Annotated in this window: 16 protein-coding genes; 2 read left to right on the forward strand and 14 right to left on the reverse strand. The window is 52.7% G+C overall.

Annotated elements, in window-relative coordinates:
* Positions 1-15: 15 nt before the first annotated feature.
* From F6R98_RS20000 to F6R98_RS21740, 5 genes are all read right to left on the reverse strand, one after another.
* Positions 16-411 (reverse strand): type II toxin-antitoxin system VapC family toxin, encoded by a 396-nt coding sequence (locus F6R98_RS20000; protein ID WP_153250579.1) that lies wholly within the window; start codon positions 409-411, stop codon positions 16-18.
* Positions 398-676 carry an AbrB/MazE/SpoVT family DNA-binding domain-containing protein gene (locus tag F6R98_RS20005; protein WP_153250580.1) on the reverse strand — a complete coding sequence of 93 codons (279 nt, stop codon included), beginning with the start codon at positions 674-676 and terminating at the stop codon, positions 398-400. Before F6R98_RS20005 ends, F6R98_RS20000 begins: the two co-directional genes overlap by 14 nt.
* Before the next feature lie 143 nt (positions 677-819).
* On the reverse strand, positions 820-3,840 hold the full coding sequence (locus F6R98_RS20010; RefSeq protein ID WP_153250581.1) for a DEAD/DEAH box helicase: 3,021 nt from the start codon (positions 3,838-3,840) through the stop codon (positions 820-822).
* 245 nt (positions 3,841-4,085) lie between these two features.
* Entirely contained in the window at positions 4,086-6,590 is a 2,505-nt protein-coding gene (locus F6R98_RS22660) for a methyl-accepting chemotaxis protein (protein WP_194270039.1), read from the reverse strand.
* A gap of 365 nt (positions 6,591-6,955) precedes the next feature.
* Positions 6,956-7,093 carry a hypothetical protein gene (locus F6R98_RS21740; RefSeq protein ID WP_194270040.1) on the reverse strand — a complete coding sequence of 46 codons (138 nt, stop codon included), beginning with the start codon at positions 7,091-7,093 and terminating at the stop codon, positions 6,956-6,958.
* Positions 7,094-7,426: 333 nt separating this feature from the next.
* On the opposite strand from F6R98_RS21740, the gene F6R98_RS20020 reads away from it, so the two are divergent.
* Both F6R98_RS20020 and F6R98_RS20025 read left to right on the forward strand, forming a co-directional pair.
* A complete protein-coding gene (locus tag F6R98_RS20020; RefSeq protein WP_153250582.1) occupies positions 7,427-8,584 on the forward strand; it encodes a helix-turn-helix transcriptional regulator in 1,158 nt (385 codons plus the stop codon).
* Between the two features lie 50 nt (positions 8,585-8,634).
* A complete protein-coding gene (locus F6R98_RS20025; RefSeq protein ID WP_153250583.1) occupies positions 8,635-9,054 on the forward strand; it encodes a secondary thiamine-phosphate synthase enzyme YjbQ in 420 nt (139 codons plus the stop codon).
* A 368-nt stretch (positions 9,055-9,422) separates the two neighbouring features.
* Here the strand turns inward: F6R98_RS20025 and F6R98_RS20030 are convergent, their stop codons facing one another.
* The 9 genes from F6R98_RS20030 to F6R98_RS20075 form a co-directional block, all read right to left on the reverse strand.
* Positions 9,423-9,713 (reverse strand): cupin domain-containing protein, encoded by a 291-nt coding sequence (locus F6R98_RS20030; protein WP_153250584.1) that lies wholly within the window; start codon positions 9,711-9,713, stop codon positions 9,423-9,425.
* Positions 9,714-10,786: 1,073 nt separating this feature from the next.
* Positions 10,787-11,389: a hypothetical protein gene (locus F6R98_RS20040; protein ID WP_153250586.1), complete on the reverse strand. Its 603-nt coding sequence runs from the start codon at positions 11,387-11,389 to the stop codon at positions 10,787-10,789.
* 225 nt (positions 11,390-11,614) lie between these two features.
* Positions 11,615-12,181, reverse strand: coding sequence for a hypothetical protein (locus F6R98_RS20045; protein ID WP_153250587.1), 567 nt, complete (start codon positions 12,179-12,181; stop codon positions 11,615-11,617).
* 40 nt (positions 12,182-12,221) lie between these two features.
* The gene (locus F6R98_RS20050; protein ID WP_153250588.1) at positions 12,222-13,043 is read right to left on the reverse strand and encodes a hypothetical protein; all 822 of its coding nucleotides are present in this window, start codon (positions 13,041-13,043) and stop codon (positions 12,222-12,224) included.
* A 3-nt stretch (positions 13,044-13,046) separates the two neighbouring features.
* Positions 13,047-13,682, reverse strand: coding sequence for a helix-turn-helix domain-containing protein (locus tag F6R98_RS20055; RefSeq protein WP_153250589.1), 636 nt, complete (start codon positions 13,680-13,682; stop codon positions 13,047-13,049).
* A gap of 2 nt (positions 13,683-13,684) precedes the next feature.
* Positions 13,685-13,909 (reverse strand): hypothetical protein, encoded by a 225-nt coding sequence (locus F6R98_RS20060; RefSeq protein WP_153250590.1) that lies wholly within the window; start codon positions 13,907-13,909, stop codon positions 13,685-13,687.
* A gap of 103 nt (positions 13,910-14,012) precedes the next feature.
* On the reverse strand, positions 14,013-14,321 hold the full coding sequence (locus F6R98_RS20065) for a hypothetical protein (protein WP_153250591.1): 309 nt from the start codon (positions 14,319-14,321) through the stop codon (positions 14,013-14,015).
* A 132-nt stretch (positions 14,322-14,453) separates the two neighbouring features.
* Positions 14,454-17,033, reverse strand: coding sequence for a hypothetical protein (locus tag F6R98_RS20070; RefSeq protein WP_153250592.1), 2,580 nt, complete (start codon positions 17,031-17,033; stop codon positions 14,454-14,456).
* Between the two features lie 99 nt (positions 17,034-17,132).
* Positions 17,133-19,220, reverse strand: coding sequence for an NACHT domain-containing protein (locus F6R98_RS20075; protein WP_153250593.1), 2,088 nt, complete (start codon positions 19,218-19,220; stop codon positions 17,133-17,135).
* Positions 19,221-19,484: the final 264 nt, after the last annotated feature.

Below are 19,484 nucleotides of genomic sequence, written 5' to 3' on the forward strand. Positions count from 1 at the left end.
GAATCAGACAGGGCTTCAAACTTCCCAAACCCGCACCTCCGGCGCGATACCGGCGTCCCGCGCGGCTTTGCAAAAAGCCCGATCAAAGGTGTGCATGACGGCGCTTCCGCAAGCGGCCAGATGCAAAGCATCGGCAAAATCAGCGCCCTGTGCGTACCACTCCAGTGCATGGCTGAATGCTTCGGCATCCTCAACGACCGTGTTGCCGATTTCCAGCAACGTAGCGAAAAATTCATAGAGTTGTCTACGGGTTTTCCTGTAGCGACTCCGCAATACCCATTCGGATTCCAGCAGTACGGTGCGCGAGATGAAAATAGCGTCACGGGCAATCAATTCGCGAACCACGGCGACTTGATCGGGATTGTCGGTGACCAGAGCCCGCACCAGCAGATTGGTGTCAAAAGCGATCATTTCTATATTCCCGGCATTCCTCGTCGGTAAGCTCCACGGGTTTGCACAACTCTTCAGTCGAAACCGGCGGGCCGTCGTGTTTGAGCATACCGATCAAATCAGCCAGATTACGGCCCGTTTTTTGGGGCGTGGTCTTGAGGGTAACGCCGGATGGACTGGAAATCAGCGTTAGCTCGGTTCCTGCTTTCCAATGTAGTTCGTCGCGAATTTCTTTGGGGATGACGACCTGCCCCTTACTGGAAAGGGTGATGATTGCGATGGACATGGCAAGCCCCTCAAGGTAAGACAAAAAGTAAGACGAATTATCGACTGGTCATGGGAGGACGGCAAGCGTTATAGCGGATCGGCGCGATTACCTTTCGAAATTCGGACGGAAATAACCCCCACAGGCCCGTTGTCCCCCGGCTCTCAGCTCAACAGCGCAAACAACCTGCTCACATCACCCCACGCCTGCGCTATCAGCGTTTCGGGGAGGTTAGGGCTCTGGCTTAGCGAAACCACCTGCATTACCAGCGCCGCCTGTTCCGGCGTCAGCAACTGCCGAGGAAGAATTTCGCCGTAGAGCCAGACGGCGGCGTTTGCGGGGACGGGCGGTTGCGCCTGCCCGTTCATTGCCGCCACTTTGAGCAGCAAGGCCGAAGCCAATAAATCCATTACCCCGGCGCTGCATTGCTGTTCCATCAATACCTGCGCCGAACGGAGTTTTTGCGCGGAAACCGTCAGCAGCGGATTTTCCGGGGCTGTTTCCGTCGTTCCGGTTTCGAACAGGGTTCGGGTTTCGGCCAACGGCGAAGCGCTGCCCAGGCGCAACAGGCTGCGCAGGCTGCGGGCGTCCATCACCGCGACCGGCATATCCGCTTCCGACAGTTCCTGCGCGCTCTGTTCGTCGGCATCCTGCCATTGCCGGACGACCACCAGCAGGCCTCCGCCCTTGGCCATGATGCGTTCGATACGGTCTCCGAATGCCGTCTGGATTTTTTCGATCAGTCTTCTGACACGCGCATCCTCTTCGCTCTCGTCAGCCGCCGTCTGCTTACCGGCAGATTCCGCAATCTCCGTTGCCGGCGCAGGGCTCGAACCGGCGTCGGCAGCATCCCAGATTTCTTTCGGAGATCCGAGCGCCAGATCGTTTATCAGGGTTTCCAGCATTTTTTTGGAGACGCCGACCACGTCTTCCGAGGCGTCCGGGTCGACGACATTGTCGAACAAATCGCGTTTGCCTTTCACCAGTCTGGCGACATGCTGCTCGTAGGAGTCTTCCGCCAGCAGCAGGAAAATCTGTACTTTCTGCTTTTGCCCCAGACGGTGTATGCGCGCGATGCGCTGATCCAGCACCGCCGGATTCCACGGCATATCCAGATTGATCAGCACAGAGGCCGATTGCAGGTTCAAGCCGGTGCCGCCGGCGTCGGTGGAAATGAACACCTGCAGCGCGTCGTCCTGCTGGAACTTTTCCATCAATTCGCCGCGCTTGTGGCTGGGAACGCCGCCGTGCAGGCGCACGCAACCCAGCCCCATGCCGCGCACCAGCGATTCGACCATTTCCGTCATCAGCGCCCATTGCGAAAACACCACCGCCTTGCGGTTGCTTTGCAGACACAGTTCTTCCAGCAGCCTGGCCAGCTCGTCCAGCTTGGGCGAGCCTTGAGTTTGCTTGTCGACCAGCCCGGCGGCGTTGCAGGCCATGCGCGCCTGCTGCAACGCGGCCATCAGCCGGTTCTGCTCGCTGGGCGTCAACGGCCGCTTTTGGGCGATGGTCGCCAGACGACCGGCGGCGGTCAATGCCGAATCATGCAACTCCTGTTGTTTGGGGTTCATCGGTATGTCCAGCACCACTTCGGTACGATCCGGCAGTTGATCGCTGACCAGACTGCGGTTGCGCCGCAACATCACCGGGGCGATGCGCCGGCGCAGTTCCGACAGGTTGCGGTAGCCGACGACTTTGCCGCGCTCGTCGGTGACGTGGAAGTCCAGCAGGCAGCGCCACAGCGGGCCGAGTACGCGCACATCCACCAGTTGCAGCAGGCTGTACAAGTCTTCCAACCGGTTTTCCAGCGGCGTACCGGTCAGCACGAACACATAGCGGGAAGGTATCAGCTTGACCGTGGAAGCCAGTTTGGTGCGCCAGTTTTTGATGCGCTGCGCTTCGTCGAGTATCAGCAGATCGGGTTTCAGGGTTTCGCCGATCACGATCAGGTCGCGCAGCACCAGTTCGTAATTGACGATGAAAAACAGCGCGTCGGCGCGATATTGCACCGTGCGGTTCTCCACCGGCCCTTGAACTATCTGTACGGTTTTGCCGGTAAATTTGGCGATTTCCCGCGCCCACTGATGTTTTAAAGAGGCCGGACACACCACCAGCACCCGATTGACGCCGGCATTATCGGCCAGCCAGCAGGCGGCGCTGATGGCTTGCAGGGTTTTGCCCAGCCCCATGTCGTCGGCCAGCAGCGCCCGTCCGCGCGAGGCCAGAAACGCGACGCCTTCGGACTGATACGGAAACAGCCGTACCTTGATGCCCGGCAATACGCCGTTGCCTTGCAGTATCGTCCGGCTGATCTGCTGGCCGCGCACGGCTTGCGCCGCATCTTCCGCGCATTGCTGCACATGCTGTACGGCATCGTCGCCCAATAAGAAATCGTCGCGTCCCTGCACAAGCTGCGAAAAGCGGAAAAAATCTTCCGGCAAGCGTCCGCTGAATACGCCCTGAGCGTCGAAAAACTCGGCAAACAAACGCGATAAATCGTCTTCGACCTGAGCCGCGCGCTGTAGACGTATCACCGGACGGGTCGCGGATTCCCAGGCCAGATAGACAAAGGACAACGGGCAGCCCTGATCTTTCAGGCGCTGATACTCGGGTTTCGTTTTCGCAAAATGCAGCACCGCTTCGATGTGCTTGCAGGTGCCGAGCCGGTTGCTGGCCAGATCGGGGCAGGTGCAATAATTCATGCGCTGATCCAGCGAACGAATCTGCACCTGATACCCGCGTTGGGTGTAGGTAGCGGAAACCAGCGAAGCCGCCTGCCAGACGCCGAAACCGAGATTGCCGCTCAGCAGCTTGACCCGGACTTCGTTGCGGCCTTTTTTGATACGCTCCTGTATCGCTTCGTCCACGGCGCTGCCCAGCGCGGCGTCATCCTGCCCGTATTGATCGGCATAGCGGTATAAAGCGGCTATCGCGTGCCGGCAAACGCGCTGCTCCCGGTTGCAATCGCAGCCGAAGCTCAATGCGCCGTCGCTGCCGGCGGATAACTCGACCCAGCATACCTCGTCATCGGCATCCTCGACCTGCGCAATCAGCCGGTTGTTTTCCTTCTCAAGCGCGATGACCCGGTTTTCATTGAAATACGCCAAGCCTTCCTTGACCTGTTCGCCGGAAGCGATCGAATACAGGCGTTCGGTATCGTATAGAAAGTAATCGTTATGCATGAGAAACGACTGTTATGGTTATTTTCTTGAACGATTTACCGGGTTTCTCATACCGTCATGGACTCATGAGGGGATGTGGGGAAATGCAAATCCGCTCCTAAGGTTCAGTTGACATAATCAATATTGGCGTCATCATTAACTTTATCGTAAACATCGCGCAGACTGAGTACGCTATATCTATACTTTCCAGCGGCGCTGATGTTTTCATGGATGCATATAAGCGCAAGACAAATATCGACTCATATTTACGCCCATTCGCTGCTTGGTGATAGGGCGCCCATGCCATCGACGCCGGCTGCAAAGCGAAAGCGCGCCATCAGCTGTTCCAGCTGTTCCGCCTGATCGTCCATCATGCTGGCGGCTGCGGCGGCCTGTTCTACCAGCGCGGCATTCTGCTGGGTTGTCTGATCCATATGCGAAATCGCGCTATTCACTTGTTCGATGCCGTTGCTTTGTTCCTGTGATGCTGCCGCAATATTGCCTATGATCCCGGTGACATTACGTACTGACGCGACCACGTTTTCCATGGTGCGCCCTGCTTCGCTCACCAGCATTGAGCCGGCCTCTACTCTTTCAACCGAATCGCCGATCAGCGTTTTAATTTCCTTGGCTGCATTGGCCGAACGTTGCGCGAGACTGCGCACTTCGCTGGCAACCACTGCGAATCCGCGTCCCTGCTCTCCGGCTCGCGCCGCCTCCACTGCCGCATTCAGTGCAAGAATATTGGTCTGGAAAGCGATACCGTCGATAACGCTGATGATATCGACGATCTTACGCGAGCTTTCATTAATGTCGCGCATCGTACCCACCACTTGCTGCACCACTTCACCGCCTTTCTGGGCAACATCGGACGCGGTCTGCGCCAGCTGATTGGCATCGCGTGCATGTTCGGCGTTTTGTCTGACCGTGGTGGACAACTGCTCCATGCTGGCGGCCGTTTCCTGCAGGCTCGCGGCCTGTTGTTCCGTGCGTTGTGACAAGTCGGAGTTACCCAACGCGATTTCCTTTGCGGCAGTATGGATATTGGCGGTAACCTGTTTGATGCTGATGACATTGTGCGCCAGATTGTCGACGGTGGTATTGACGTCGTCGCGTAATTTGGCGAAAGCGCCGCGGTAGTTTTGGGTGATCTTGTCGGAAAGGTCGGCGTTCGCCAGCGCCGCCAGCACTCTGACTACCTGTTCTATCGGTTCGACGAGCGCGCTCAAAGTGTCGTTTACTCCCTGGACGATTTTTCGATAATCGCCCTGATGCCTGCCCGCATCGACGCGAGCGGAAAGCTTGCCGTCGACTGCCGCTTGCGCCAGTAATGCGGCATCGGCTACCAGCGCGTTGATGTTGTCGATGGCTCTGTTGATATTTTCCTTGAGCGCATTAAAGTCTCCCTTGTAATTTTCGGTTATTCTGGGAGGAATGTCCCCGTGCGCGATGCGATTGATGTAGTCCGCAGCCGTGTTTAAGGGACCGATGACCGCATCCAGGGTATCGTTGATTCCCTGCACGATTTTGCGATAATCGCCCTGGTGTTTGTCCGCATCCGCGCGGACAGTGAGTCGGCCTTCCACCGCTGTACGGGATAATCCTACCGCATCGCTGGTCAGCGTTTTGAGCGTGGCCTGAATGCTGGCAATGGCTTGAAGCGCTTCAGCGGTTTCATCCTTGCCGTTAACATCCAGCACAAAATCCAGATCTCCGGCCGCCATGCGTCCTGCGGCTTTTACAACCCGCTGCAACGGCTGAGTAATGCTGTGGGTAATTTTGATGACGAGAAAGGTTGCAATGGAAGCAACCAGCAACACCAGTGTGGAAACCGTGAGCAAACTGCGGCTGGAACTCGACGCCAGCTGTCTGGCGGTATTCAGAATATTTTGTGTCAGCTGATCCTCCACCGCCATCATCGCATCGACTTTTCTTGTAACGACGTCGAACCATTCGGCGGAATTGACGCCGTAATCGCCCGCATGCGCTTTATCGCGGACGACCTTGCGTATGGCTTCGACCCTGTGCGCATATTCGCTATCGAAAGCGGCCTGATAAGCTGCGGCTTGTGCTTCGGGAGCATACAGCTTGTACAGCCTCAAATAGCTTTCCTGCGCGCCCAAGGCCAGCAAAAAGTTCTGATAGAGTTCAGCATCGAATTTGTTTGCATAAAACAGCGAATTAAGTGCCGCCCGCTCCAGTCCTGCCGCTGTAATACCCTGCACCAGAGTCAAATGAGCGATAAACAGGCGATTGAGTTCTTCATGCTGGTTAAGCTTGCCGACTGTGGCAATGAGGTCTATCAGTATCTCCATGGTAACGGTGTAATGCTTAAGCTCCTCCATAGGCAGGGTGAATATATCGGCACGCCGGCGCATCTCGTCCAGTTGGGCCAAACTGGTCAGTGATTGATCTATAGCACCCAGATAGGGCGATAAAAACTCGGCGTTACGATATTGTGCGCTGAAATTTTTCAGTTTTAGCGTAGCCTTATCGGTGAGTTCGCGTTGCTGCAGCAACTCTTTGGCGAATCGTGCTCCTTTCGATGAAATATATGCCCTGGTCATGCCGCGTTCCTGTTGCAGTTCGCGCAGCAACGTACTCGCATCCACGGAAAGGACCACCAGATGCTCCATGTCATGCATGCTGCGATAACTTCGATAATGCGCGGCAATCTCGAATGCGGCCAGATATAAATAGGCAAGCATCGGAACCAGCGAAAGTATGGCCAAACGCCGGGTCAACGTCAGATTATTCAAGTTCAACATCATGGGCATAGCGGCCTTCATTGTTCAGAACGACAATTTTCTACTTGAGTGGAGGCTTCCGGCATCAGCCTCATGCGATGCTTTCTTGTCGAGATACGTCCGTTGCGCACTTTAATTCCTTTAACATATATATTACTGCCCCAGGTTTCGTATGAATATTATTCTAACCGCGAATCCGGCTTGCTTGAGATATTGTTGATCTTCCGGCCCGCGGCGGTCACCGGACCGGTTCGATCAGGGCTGCGTTCACTATTATCCACAACCTTACATTCCTATGTTGAATATTCTTCGGCAGAGTAGAAACCATGAATGAGTACGCCTGACGTTCCGCACCCCGCTCTCGGCTCCGCCTATGTACGGCCGATCAATCACCACTGCAGCGACAGGCTTTTCTTGCGGCGAGTCAGGAACTTGATGCCTTTTTGTCCCAACGTATCAACATCCTCTGGCGCATGGAGTGCGGATGACAATTCGATGGCTCTATATCCAAGAACTATGTTGTCCATTTTTATTTAAATCTCTGGGCGCGGCCATACCAAAAATCCGGATTTATGGCATGACGCGGCGCGTGCGTGATTTCAGCCGCTTGGCTGAACCATGCCAGAGACACTGGTGGCGGCCTCCATCCATGACATGCGCTTTACTAAAAGCTGATAATATACGAACGCTTGAGCTATGGTTTTATCGTTGATTTCGACTTTATTCAAACGCTGATTGTGCAGTTTTTGTCTTGAACCTCAACTGTAACACATTGGCTTTACCTGAACACAGCACAGCGATTTTGAATTAATCCGTTCTTGCCCAGGAAGGGTAACCCTGGAGGAGGAAACACAGCTTGTATGAAAGAATCAGATCTATTGCAGCTTATCGGAAAAATCTATGATGCCACGGAAACGCCTGCTTGCTGGACGGACTTTCAGGAACAGTTTGCAGACTTGTTTCACGGCGAGGGCTGTGTATTATACTTGCACGATTTATCGAGTTGTCGCTCCCTGTTTGGGCATAGCGCGCTTTCCTTCGTACGGCATACCCGTTTTGATTTGCAATACGCAGCCACCGCTCCTTATTTCAATGATAATGGGCTCAATGTCTGGCTTGAAACCTCCAAAAATATCCCTGGAGGCGTTGTATTCACCACAAGTCAGACTATTTCCGACACCGATCTTCAAAAAACAGCGTTCTATAACGATTGGTTGAAGCCGCAAGGCTTGGCTTATGGGCTGGGTGGCGTGGTGTTGCGACAGAATGATATTAGTGTCCGATTGGGGGTAACGCGCACCAAACAGCAAGGGCCTTTCACAACTTCCGATGTGGAAAGCTTTCGTCAGTTGATGCCCCATTTGCAAAGAGCCTGTAATCTGTATATAAAGCGGGCGGAGGCGGAAGCGCTACGTAATTGCAGTCTGGAGAGCTTGAACGCGCTTCCTATGGGTCTCATCCTGCTGAATCAGCACGCCAGAGCCTTGTTCTGCAACCTGGCGGCCGAAATGATTATCGAAAGGAACGACGGTTTCAGTCTTGATGCCAACGGCCGTTTTTGCAGCTCGGTTGCACTAGAGACGAAAGCTTTGCAGAAGCTGATCATGGATTCTATTGACGCCTGTCTCGGGAAGGGGTTGTGTGCAGGCAGTACAATGAAACTGACTCGTCCAGGCTCTGTTTACCCTTTGTATCTGCAAATTTCGCCATTGCCAAGCCAGTCTCTTTCGCTTGACCAAATGCCTTGCGCGGTACTGTTTATCTTTGATGTAGGCAGTAATACCAAACTATCAGCCGAGCTATTGACTAGTCTGTATGGCTTATCGCTTGGTGAGGCGCAGGTTGCCACGAGTCTGGCAATGGGAGCTACGCTGGATTTGATCGCCAGCGAGCATCACCGAAGCATCCATACGGTTCGAACGCAATTAAAACAGGCATTCCGAAAAACCAATACCCGAAGCCAGACTGATCTGGTGAGGTTGGTTTTGAGCGGGCCCGCAGGGTTCGGCAGGATGTAGTCCGGTACCGCACCACTTTTTCAGCTCCGAAGTTTTAAATAGAAATTGCTATGTGGTTGCAAAAAGAAATCAGACTTAAAGCGCGAACTCGTGGATTCCACCTGATCACTGATGAAGTTCTCCGTGAACTACCGCAGCTGAAGCAGGTGTCGGCGGGAATGTTGAATGTGTTTATAAAACACACCTCTGCCTCGCTTTCAATCAACGAGAATGCGGATCCAACTGTTCGTGAAGATTTTGAGAGTTTTTTTAGCCGAGTGGTACCAGAAAATCAGTCTTACTATAAGCATGTAGATGAAGGCTCTGACGACATGCCTAGCCATCTGAAGAGCAGCATACTAGGCTGTAGTCTGATCATTCCAGTCACGAATGGCCGGCTGAACCTAGGGACTTGGCAGGGTATCTATCTCTGTGAACACAGAAATCATGGCGGAAGCCGTAATTTAATTATTACCCTTCAAGGCGAATGATAGCGGTCTGCGGCGCTTTGTATTACGCTGTAAACGGCGCGCGTTGAAAAAACGTATGTGATTTCAAGCAGAAATGAAACTCAACATAATATCGAAAGGTAAAAAAGCGGCTGTGCTGTTAATCAGCAATGATGGCTTTTGTTGTGCGCGTTTCCAAGGAAGTCAAAGATTAGGCACCCCAAGTATTCGGCAGTACGGAATTGCTGCCTTTTCAACTCCTAGACGCTGTTATCTTCAGAAAGATTCGAGTTGGCAGAAGCCTTGAAGCGATCGCCGCTTCGCTGAGACGTCAATCAACGAAGCAATGTTCGTGATGATGACACTGCCTGACTTACCATCCTGAAATAATGGTATAGTCAGGCCGTCAGTCACACCCCGTCCGGATAATCGTAGCTATAGTGCTTTTTCAATGGCTTAACCACTTCCCATTGGCTATCCAATCCGGCATGAAAAGAGACCAGGTCGCCCGGGACGATACGCACAGGTTCACCCTCGGCAGGTGTAACAATAATCTCACCTTCCAGCACATATGCTGTCTCCGTTTCATCAAAGTCGATCGGAAATTTGGATATTTCTTTTTCCCAAATCTCCCAGCTGGATACGCCGAGTTCCTTTAAACGCTCTTCGCTAGGATTATGCTCAATGGTTATTTTGCTCATGCCTTATTTTCATAATAAATTTATAGTGAACAGATTATAGCACTGTTGCCTGATAGGATTTTGAAAATAGATCATCGATTCAGGTCGCGGCTTGAGGCAGCACTTTCGTACAAAGTGATCAATATGACTGGCAGACTTCGTAGATCAGGTGTAGAACGGCTCGCCAATCAGATTCTGGGCCCTATATTGAGGTCGTCGTCGAATTAACCGCTGCAAGCCTCGCATTTACTGGCTTTATTGTTTAATATTTTTGACGATATTATCAATAATACCATCATTTTGACCGCGCTTAGGTGATACAGCGTGCTACTCGATGAGACACCATCCCGCGATATGCCAGTTATCCAGCCCTTACCGGTAGCTCCAGAACAACTCCCTCAACCTTCTTTCTTGTGCGGACATAACCCAGCGCCGTCTTGGCCGACGAGAACAGATCGGCGCATCCATTCCATCAACCTTATCAGGGTGCGTCCGCTGCAGGAACGATTTCAGGGCATCGGTCAATAACTGGCGTTCCGCTTCCGACTTGGCCAGTTCTTTCCACTCGCTACCGAAAAAGCTGTTTGTGCAGCCATGTACCATCAGATATACCAGCAAGATCGATGGTATTGCATGATACGGGGTGCTACGGCATAGACGATAAAAAAACCCGCCAAGCCTTACGGGCTGCGGGGTTCTGAGATGAGGTCGTCTTCGAATTGACCGCTACAAGCCGCGTCACCACTGGGTTTATCGCCCTTTGTTTTTGCCGATACCGTCAAAAATACCGTCATATTGACGGCGCTTAGGTGATACGGGGTGATACGTGATGAGACGCCGTCCTGTGATAATCCTGGTAATTGACATGGCAGGGGGCTGAGTCTAAAGTTTTATCGTCGTCCGCACCCACCGGGCAGCCTCTCTTGCAAGAGTCCGGGTGAGTAGCTTGATCCAGCGATGGTTCAATGTCATCGGAGGCCAACGAAGGGGCAACAATAACCGGGCGGCTAAGTGTAGGCCGGTTACTTGTAGGCTGGATTGCTTCATTAGCCGCATCTAGCGCATCCCCTTCAACCATCCAGTAGTTTCGGCGTTTATCCAGCCCTTGCCGGTAACTCCAGAACAACTCCCTCAACCTTCTTTCTTGTGCGAACATAATCCAGCGCCGTCTTGGCCGACGAGAACAGATCGGCGCATCCATCAACCTTATCAGGGTGCGTCCGCTGCAGGAACGACTTCAGGGCATCGGTCAATACCCGGCGTTCCGCTTCCGGCTTGGCCGGTTCATCCCAGGTCTTGCCGAAAAAGCTGTTTGTGCAACCGTGCACAACACGCGCCCGCCGCATCAATCCGGCAAGCTCATTAAAAAGCCCGTTGTAAACTTCCCGGCCTGCTATCTGCCAGTGCCGTTGCCTGCGCGGAAGCCGTCCGGCGCTGCTGGCGTCGACCATCTTCATTTCAAAGGTAATGAGTCCTTCCCGGTGCAGGTCGTTCAGGATGCGATGCAGTGAGCGCAAGGGTATCGGCTTACTCAGTTGGTAATATTCAAGAGCGCCGGCAGCGCCTATGCTGTCTTCAGTTCCCAGCATATAGGCGATTGCGCCAATATCGTAGGGCGGATGCCCGCAATCTGGATGTCCTTCCTCAATTGCCTGCAACACTGCCGCGCGTTGTTTGGTGTTTCGCTGTATCGCCATTATTGTTCACTCTCGCCAATGTACATTAATATTATTATGCACTGTCGCCAGTGTACAATAAGGCGTTACTTTCCGGCATGGAAACAATAAGCCCGCAAGAGTGCGGGCTGTTACTGTTGGTGATAGGGTAGCGCTTCCATTCGGCAAAATTAAAACAGCAGCGCGAAATCTGCAAAGTCTGCGAAATGTGAGGACTGGCGCTGCTTTCCGAGAGTTCGCAAACGATTAAGCCGCAATCTTCGGCGCGTATTGCTCCAGCCGGGTTCCTATCAGCAACGATAAATCGTAATTCGTAAAGAACTTGCCGATAGCATCCAGTTCATCTGTAAGCGCCTGTAGCTTCGCTTCCGCCGCGAAATATTCCATACCCGGTTCCGGATCTGGCGCTATACGCGCTATTTCCGCTTCGGTTAACCCTCCTCTCTGCCTCAGTTCAATGGCGCGCGTGTTTTCGGTAAGCGCTCGCATAGTTTGCCGGCACAGAAAAATTTCCTCCTCGATGCGACTCCTGGTCATAAATACACGCTTCATGACATCGGCGGCGGCGTCAACCTTGTTTTTTCGTATTGCTTCAAAATCACGAGCCAGACCAGTGCGTAGTTCATCAATCTGCTTTCTCGTGGAAAACAGGGCTTCAACCGGGTCGGTTGCCGATGTCAGACCGGCGGCCATGGCGCGCAGATCAAGCGCCAGTTTGTCAACGATGCGCGTCTGCTGCTCGATACTGACGCGGCTTAAAGCGTGGCGTACTGTGTCAAGGGTTTGAGTATGAAGGTTTGCTTTTAAAGACATGTTACTTCCTCTTTTGTTGATGAAAATGATGGTGAAATGGCTATTCGTTGTCGTCGTGGTCGATCAGTAACCCGCGCTCGATCAGTACCGCGCGCTGCCGTTCATGGGCGGCGGCCATTCGGGCGACGAACTGCGTTTCGATCATCGCCAGGGTTTCCTGGTCCAGTTTTGCGGACGCATTGACCTCGACCTTGTCGCGCCACTGCTGGGGCTGCCGATTCTTTAGCCAGAAGGATTGCGCGCGCGATTCGGGTGGCAGTTGCTTCTCCATGGTGACGATCTTGGTGCCGCCGCAGCCATCGCTTACGGCGCGGTCTTCCTTGATAAAATGAGCGCCGGTTGCCGATTTGTAGAGCGCTTCCGCAACGGCTGCATCGGCCACGCCCTTACCCTGCGTTATGGACTCCGAAAATTCGGGGTACTCGATCTTCCATAGGTTGATCGTCGATTCGGAAACCTCGAAGAACACGGCCATATCCGCATCGGTCATTCCCAGCAGGCAAAGCTTATAGGCTTGTTCCGCATACTCTTTACGGTATAGGGTGGGTCTACCCACTTCCTGCCGCGCGTTCTGTAGGGTTTCTTCGTGCATGGTTTCCGGCATGGTTTCTCTGATGGTTTCGGAAACCTTCGCAAGGTTTTCAGAAACCTTGGAAACCTTGGGTGTTGGGGCTGGTTTTTCTGATGCGCCAGTACCGCTTTTTTTCCATCCATCGCGTAGCGATACCTTGCGCACGGCTGGCCCGGAAACGGGTAAGGCCAGCTCATCCACCAGCCAAGCGTATCCGTCCCGAGAGTCGTCTTCCCAGCGCTTCCGCACAGCCGCCCATTGTTCAGGGGTTAGTTTTGGTTTTGCCGCCATGGCTTATTCTTTCAGGGTAAAAGCCCGTACCTTAAAATCAGCCCGAAACCGGTTAAGCAAGGGCTTAACCTGGTTCAGCGCCGTTTCCGCTTGTTCATGACTGCGCAATAGCTTGGCGCCGGCGGGCAGATCGTCAAAGGTGTCGGCGTTCATGCTCCAAAACGTGAGGAAGGCCTCCACGCCACCAGCAACGGCGTTGTTCAGTTCGACCAAGGCCTTTTCCACGACGGTAAGGCGCTTGCCCAGGCTGTTGAGTAGCGCCAGTTCCTTGGCTGACTCCTCCACGCGGCGCGACAGCATCCAGCGGTGTATGGCGGTGGCATCGCGCGCCAGCGGATCGCCGGCAGGCTCCCAGTCGTCGGTCATGCCGAAAAGGTAATCAGTGGAAACGTCGTAGAGCTTTGCCGCCGCGATGACGGTCGTTAACGGCACACTATTGGTATCGCTCGCCGCTTCGATCTTGGCCAGCTTCGAGCTGTTGGCGTAACCCAGTAGGCGAGCGGCTTCGAGCTGACTGATGTTGCACAGCTCGCGCGCGGCCTTCATGCGCTCGCCGATGGTTTTGACGAGCTGAAACTTCTCGTGGCGGCGTTCTTCCAGGGTAAGTGCGGGCGGTGCTGCTTTTATCCTGCCGGCCATGCTTAGTTACCTTGCATCAAGGCAGTTTCGTAGGCGCGGGCGGCTTCCTTTCTGGCTTCGATGAGCCGCTCACGGATATTTCCCGGCCACATCAGTCTGCCGTTCGGGAGTTTTTCGGGAAGGATACCGTAATAGGAACCCGACCTGAAAAGCCGGATGCGCATGGCGTGGGATGTCGTCTGCAGCAGCTCCGCCGCGCGACGGGTTGTAATCTGTTCAATCGTCATAAACTGAAACCCGAATCGTTTGATTCGTTTCAGTTTGGAATGGATAACGGGCGTCGGGCGTGCCGTTTTCCGGATTTGATCAAGGATTAATTTTTAGCGCTGATCAATCACTTTTGAAGCATTCAACATGGTAGCTGTCGCCTACAAATTCGGCCAATAGACGCGCCAGTTCTGCGCCTTCGTTACCGAACGCATCCCAAGGGAATTTGTCGGGAGATTCGGGTAAGTAATCGTCATACCAAGCTATCCACCGCTCGAACCGTTTTGTCAGATCGGGCGACAGAGCAAGCGCGTCATGATCGACCATTTGAACATGGGTCTCACCTTCTACCGCTGATGGATGCCATATCCCGCTGGATCCCCATTCCGGCCATACCAGCAAGCGGGTTTTATCGTACTTGAATGACTTCATTTGATCGTTCCGAAAAACATGCAACTTCTTACCAATGATTTAACTGCTTGGACAAGCAATGATATCTGAATACATGAAACAGTGGAGGGCAGCTTCTCTAAGAACTGGTCATGATTGTTTACTCGTTTACTTTTAAGAAAGTAGTTCTGGAAGACTTTGAAATAGGCGCCGGGCTTCGGACCAACCTGCCTCTACAAATACCTCTATACAATCAACCAATCGGCGCCTACGGCTATCATCACTGAAAAGTCCGCGATAATCAGCTAAATACTGACCAACTAATTTAACAAAAAGGTCAGCACCAAGCGTTTCGTATTCGTACCGGGCAATGCCGGCCGGGCGAAGGAGAGCATCACTTATCAGGTCGAAACACAGTGCAGGATCGGCAGGCACCATTGCCCCAAGCAATTCCAGCATGTGATGAACGGAATAAGGCGTTCCAAGTTGAGTAATTCTTCTAATTGCATCAGAGTTATCTCGCAGAAATGCGGCTTGCCCGGCATGTGTTTTGATAACTTCCCCTTCCTTTCCTGCTCCGGTTCCATAAAAGAATAGGTCAGTGATTGTTCCAAGTAGATTGCAAGCTATCTGCTCTTCATGCGTAGGAATATTTCCTCGACTCGACCAAGCGCGAAGAGTTGGTTCGAGTTTATCGATCGTTGATACGACGAGCGCCCGCGCACGTTCACCGATTTCCACATCGCCATTTTTTATGTCTTCATAGCCAAGAACAACTAAATCGCGAAAGCGATGAAGTGCCGCTTGCAACCTCTCTCCGTTCTCTTCGAATTTCGATACCCAATCATGCAGACGCGTACGCGACATAGAATCGTTTTTGACAATGGCAAAATAGACAAGTAGGTCCACGACACCATTTTCACTCTTCGGATGAAAGGTTATGCGGTCAAGAATATGGAGATATAAGGTTTCGACCCGAATCGATTCAACACTACGGAGCAACCATAGGACATGTAAGAAGTACTGGATAACTCCAGAATTCTTCTCTTGGCGTGACACAGCGTCGACAAAACGCCACATTTCGTTTCTCTGTTCTTTCCACAGGCCGCTAAGTTCGGTAATGATCTTCATGCGAACCGCTGGGTGCTCGTCGTGCAACGTCAATCGTTCGACGGCATCTGAAACCTTCGACCAAACTCCCGGCAAAGCCATAATCGAGGCGATTGCTTCAGCCGCATGGATGCGAGGGCATGGACACCCCCAACTCGGCGATTTGGCAAAATTCGCTTCGGTATCGGGCCTCGCCTCGGGAAGCGGATGCTCAGATAAACGAAGGAGTAATTTGATGAAATCATCCTGGTAAGCTTCAGTGCATAGTTCGGTATTCAACACAGCCATTGCGCCTTTGGCTAGGGTGTCCGAGGCTGTGCAGTCAACATCGGCAAGAAGCTGCTCTGATCGCAGGGATTCGACGAGACGGTCGAGTTCCTGAATACCCGTCGCCAACTTTGCCAAGCCATCGGGTGTAGGCGAGGTCTTGAATGAAGATAAAATCTCGTCAACCTGGTCATTGAGGGCCAATATGCCAGAATTTGGAGAATTAGAAGTATTGCCACAAATCCAATCATGCGGCTCGCATACCCCCCACGAAGTGGTAACCTCGAATGGTCGTTTGTTTTCGAGCGAAAGCCCTTGTTCTAATACCGCATTAAGTCGCTCGCGGGCGACATTAGTGACAAGATTTTCCTTCCCAATCGCAGCATAAAGGCAGCTCAGGACTTCTGATTTCGCGTCTTCAGGACGTTTGAAGCTCGAGAAATCAAGTTTTTCAGCCTCTGTTTCATATGTTTCCCGCTCCTGAATGGGCTGGTTTTGGTAAATCGCCGCGATTAGCGAGATAGAACTCTGGCGGGTATCCATTAAAAAAAGGAACTCAGGTCGAGTGACGAACGGCCATAGTTTTAAACCCAGCGACACTGGTTGGCTAGCTCCGGCGATAAATGTACAACGCCAAGCCAACGCAAGAGAACTTCGATGAAGGAGAGCTTCGACAGCCGAATCTTGCTGTGCACGAGGTGCGGTGGGTATCCAACCAAGAAATGCTCTTACTATCTTTGCATAGTCATCGCGGGTGTTTTCTTCCTCCATGTTCCAGGCCCAAATATGACTCCAATCTTCTATAACCGAATAACCATGACCGACGACCGTAAAGCATTGGGGTTGTTTATCGTCATCGTAGCGGTGCTGGTGGGTTTTCTCGCCTTCAAGAGTCACAGCCAGAATTTGGCCGCCGGCTGCCGGGTCGGATTCCAATATTCCTCTATAAGCTTCGGCGAGATGGTATCGGGCCATATTGAAATCCTGCCAAGCATTAGACCTCATCGACAATATCCAACTATCTCCCATCGAAGTTTCTTGGGTGTGATCAAAGTCGGCGGAGGAAAAGACACGGCTATAAATCTCTATGGCAAAAACAGGGTCTGCTGCCGTTACCACTCGAATTTCACGTGCGAGCCAAGGAACCTCTACATGCCCGATACGAGAAAATCGGCCCGGCTCAAAAAGACTGGCAAGCCGCTGGCGTGACCCCTCTGGGTCAGTTAAATATGTGCGTGTTACAAATGCAATCGCCTGGGGTGCAAGAGCAGACGCCAAGCTTTCGTCGGTCAATAACGCATCCATCAACTCTCGCGCCGCAATACCAAGCGCATCGAGAGTTTCGAGTGCGGGTGAGGGTTCAAGCAGTACCTTCAACAGAGATTGGGTTACGAATAGCAACCGACGGGGTAATGGACGTAAGTGAGCGACGAAGTTAACCCAAGGAATCGTCGCTATACTGCGACCAGAAGATAATCAAGTCAGGATGGCGCCTGCCAAATGAATAGCGGACTGCACCGCTAAGCCATTAGGGTCCGCTAGCACCGCTTCGGCAAGGCAGTCAAGGTCTTTTGGCTGAGTAACCATTTCAGCGGCTAGACGGGCACTTTCCACGCGGATAATGGGATCAACTTGGTTCGTCGCCGTCAGGGAAATAACCAGCCGCCAAAAGTTCATTGGGGCTGTATTTCGGAATTGCTCGTCTAGCCAGTAGCCGAGCGATGGCGCGAGAAGCAATCCGGCACCGCTGGCCCGAGAGCAGCGATCAAGCGCGGATTGTTCGTCACGCAATAATGCGAACCGCGCAATTGCAAAGTCATACAAAACATGATGACGGAAGGCGAGACGGCAGGTGCTTTCCTTAACTAGGAGACCACGCCCTATCAACTCTTCTTCAGCGATGTCAGCAGTGGCGGAATCCAACAAGGTAATGTCCAGGGTGGTCGCTCGCTGGTCTAACATCGCACTTGCAATTTTAGAGAGAGCAATTTCGGCTCCAAGTCCCATGTCGTCCATGCGCACTGTCCAATAACGCTCAAGCAGTTGTCCTCGCGTGGTAATAGACGCTAATTCAGATACTTGTACGCCGTTGGTCAACAAACCGGAAAGAAGGCCTAGGTTGAATGGGTTACGTACCAACTCCCTCAATTTTGCGTCGCCATTACTCAATGAAAGTGCCACCGAGGGTGCTTTTACGCCGAGTTGCTCGATCTCAGTATCAGAAAGAATTGGGACATGAATATGCCTCACTGTCCCGAAAGTTTTTTCGGCAAATTGCTGTTCAGGAGGCGGGCCGCTCAGTAAATTTCGTAATTCGCGCCCCATGCGTAAGTCGAAACTGCGGACCGATGCGATCACATGCCACCCATCCAGCTCGGAAACCTCTTCGATCAGCTTGCGGTAAACAGCATCGGCAAGGCCACCTCGGACAGCATCAAGTGCATCGAGGAAGAGAAAGGCCGGGCGGTTACCGTCAAAGGCACAAAGGAGTTCATTGATCCGATGTTCCAAGCCGATTTCGCGCCGGAGCACATCCAGAGAAGTAGCCGTTGTATCGACAGACAGAAAGACAACCGGGGCGTGTGCTGCCAATGCTTCGGCGGCGGAGTGTAAAACGGCGGATTTTCCTGAACCTGGTTCGCCGGTAATTAGGAATGAACCTTTAGCCGCAGCTGCTAACACCGCATCGGTCACGAGACGGTTGATCGATATGTCGCCTTCTGGGGTGCGCAATGTCCGAAAGCGCCCGACTCGTTGAAACTCGGTCGCGGAATAGGATTTTAGCTTCTCTATATCTGCACGAAAGCTGGGGGCAACCGCTAATCGCACACCGCCTTTAAGCACAACGTATTCCCTTAAGCTGCGTACGTTTGCGCCAGTTCCCTTAGAGCTCGCGTCTACAGCCCAATCCTTCAGCACATTCCAAAGAGCGGTTTCATCCCCCAGAACAGCAACTACGTGCGAGAGAATTTCCACGACACGCCTTTCGTCTCCAGTCCCAAGATTAACTACACGGCAGAGGCGCAGTATGGCAGTCAAGTCTTGAGATGAAATCGAGTTTTTGGTTTCTTCAGTCCAGGCCGAGCTAATCTGATTGGAAAATACTTTTAATGCTTTATCTAGGCGTTGTGGTAGTGCTGTTGCCGCGTTTGTCGCATTTCTTTCTAGCGCCTCACGTAAATGATCGCGGATCGGTCCCAGTGTGTTCTCCCCTACCGCCAATACTAGCCGATCTTGAGCAGAATGGAAGAACCGTTTGGTTGATTGTGAACCCGCTTTTTCACGGTATTGCCGGACGAACTGTTGGGCTACGGAGGCCAATTCGCTATCAGATTTGTCAGAAAGCGAGATGGTATTTTTGGCCTGCACATAGATTTCCCCAATGTCGGTTTCGACGAGAACGTCATCCACTGGAGCTGTGGTTTCAAAAAGAATCCGAGTGGGTGCACCAGGCAAATCTTGGGCAAGCGACAAAAGCGGTCGTTCTGCGAGCATCAACGCTGCGACATACGCTCCTACCCGTGCTTGAAATACTACCCCACCTGCTGTGCCACGACCGCTCATATTTTTCTACGTACTGATAGGCTTAATTAACCAAACGACTTTTTGTAAGGCTCATCGTAAGTAATACGGGCTCCCTTATCAGCCAGCATGCCGTAGCGCACGCATGCTTCAATTGTAGCTTTTACTGTTTCGATAATGTCCATAGCCCGACACATTGGGCTGGTGGGCACATACCTCCGATATGAGGAATGTCACTGCCGGATGTAAATTGATACAGCGTGCCGATTGAAAACTGATACACCGAATTGAGAAGATCGGCTGCAT

The sequence above is a fragment of the Candidatus Methylospira mobilis genome (assembly GCF_009498235.1).
GTDB classification, from domain to species: Bacteria; Pseudomonadota; Gammaproteobacteria; order Methylococcales; family Methylococcaceae; genus Methylospira; species Methylospira mobilis.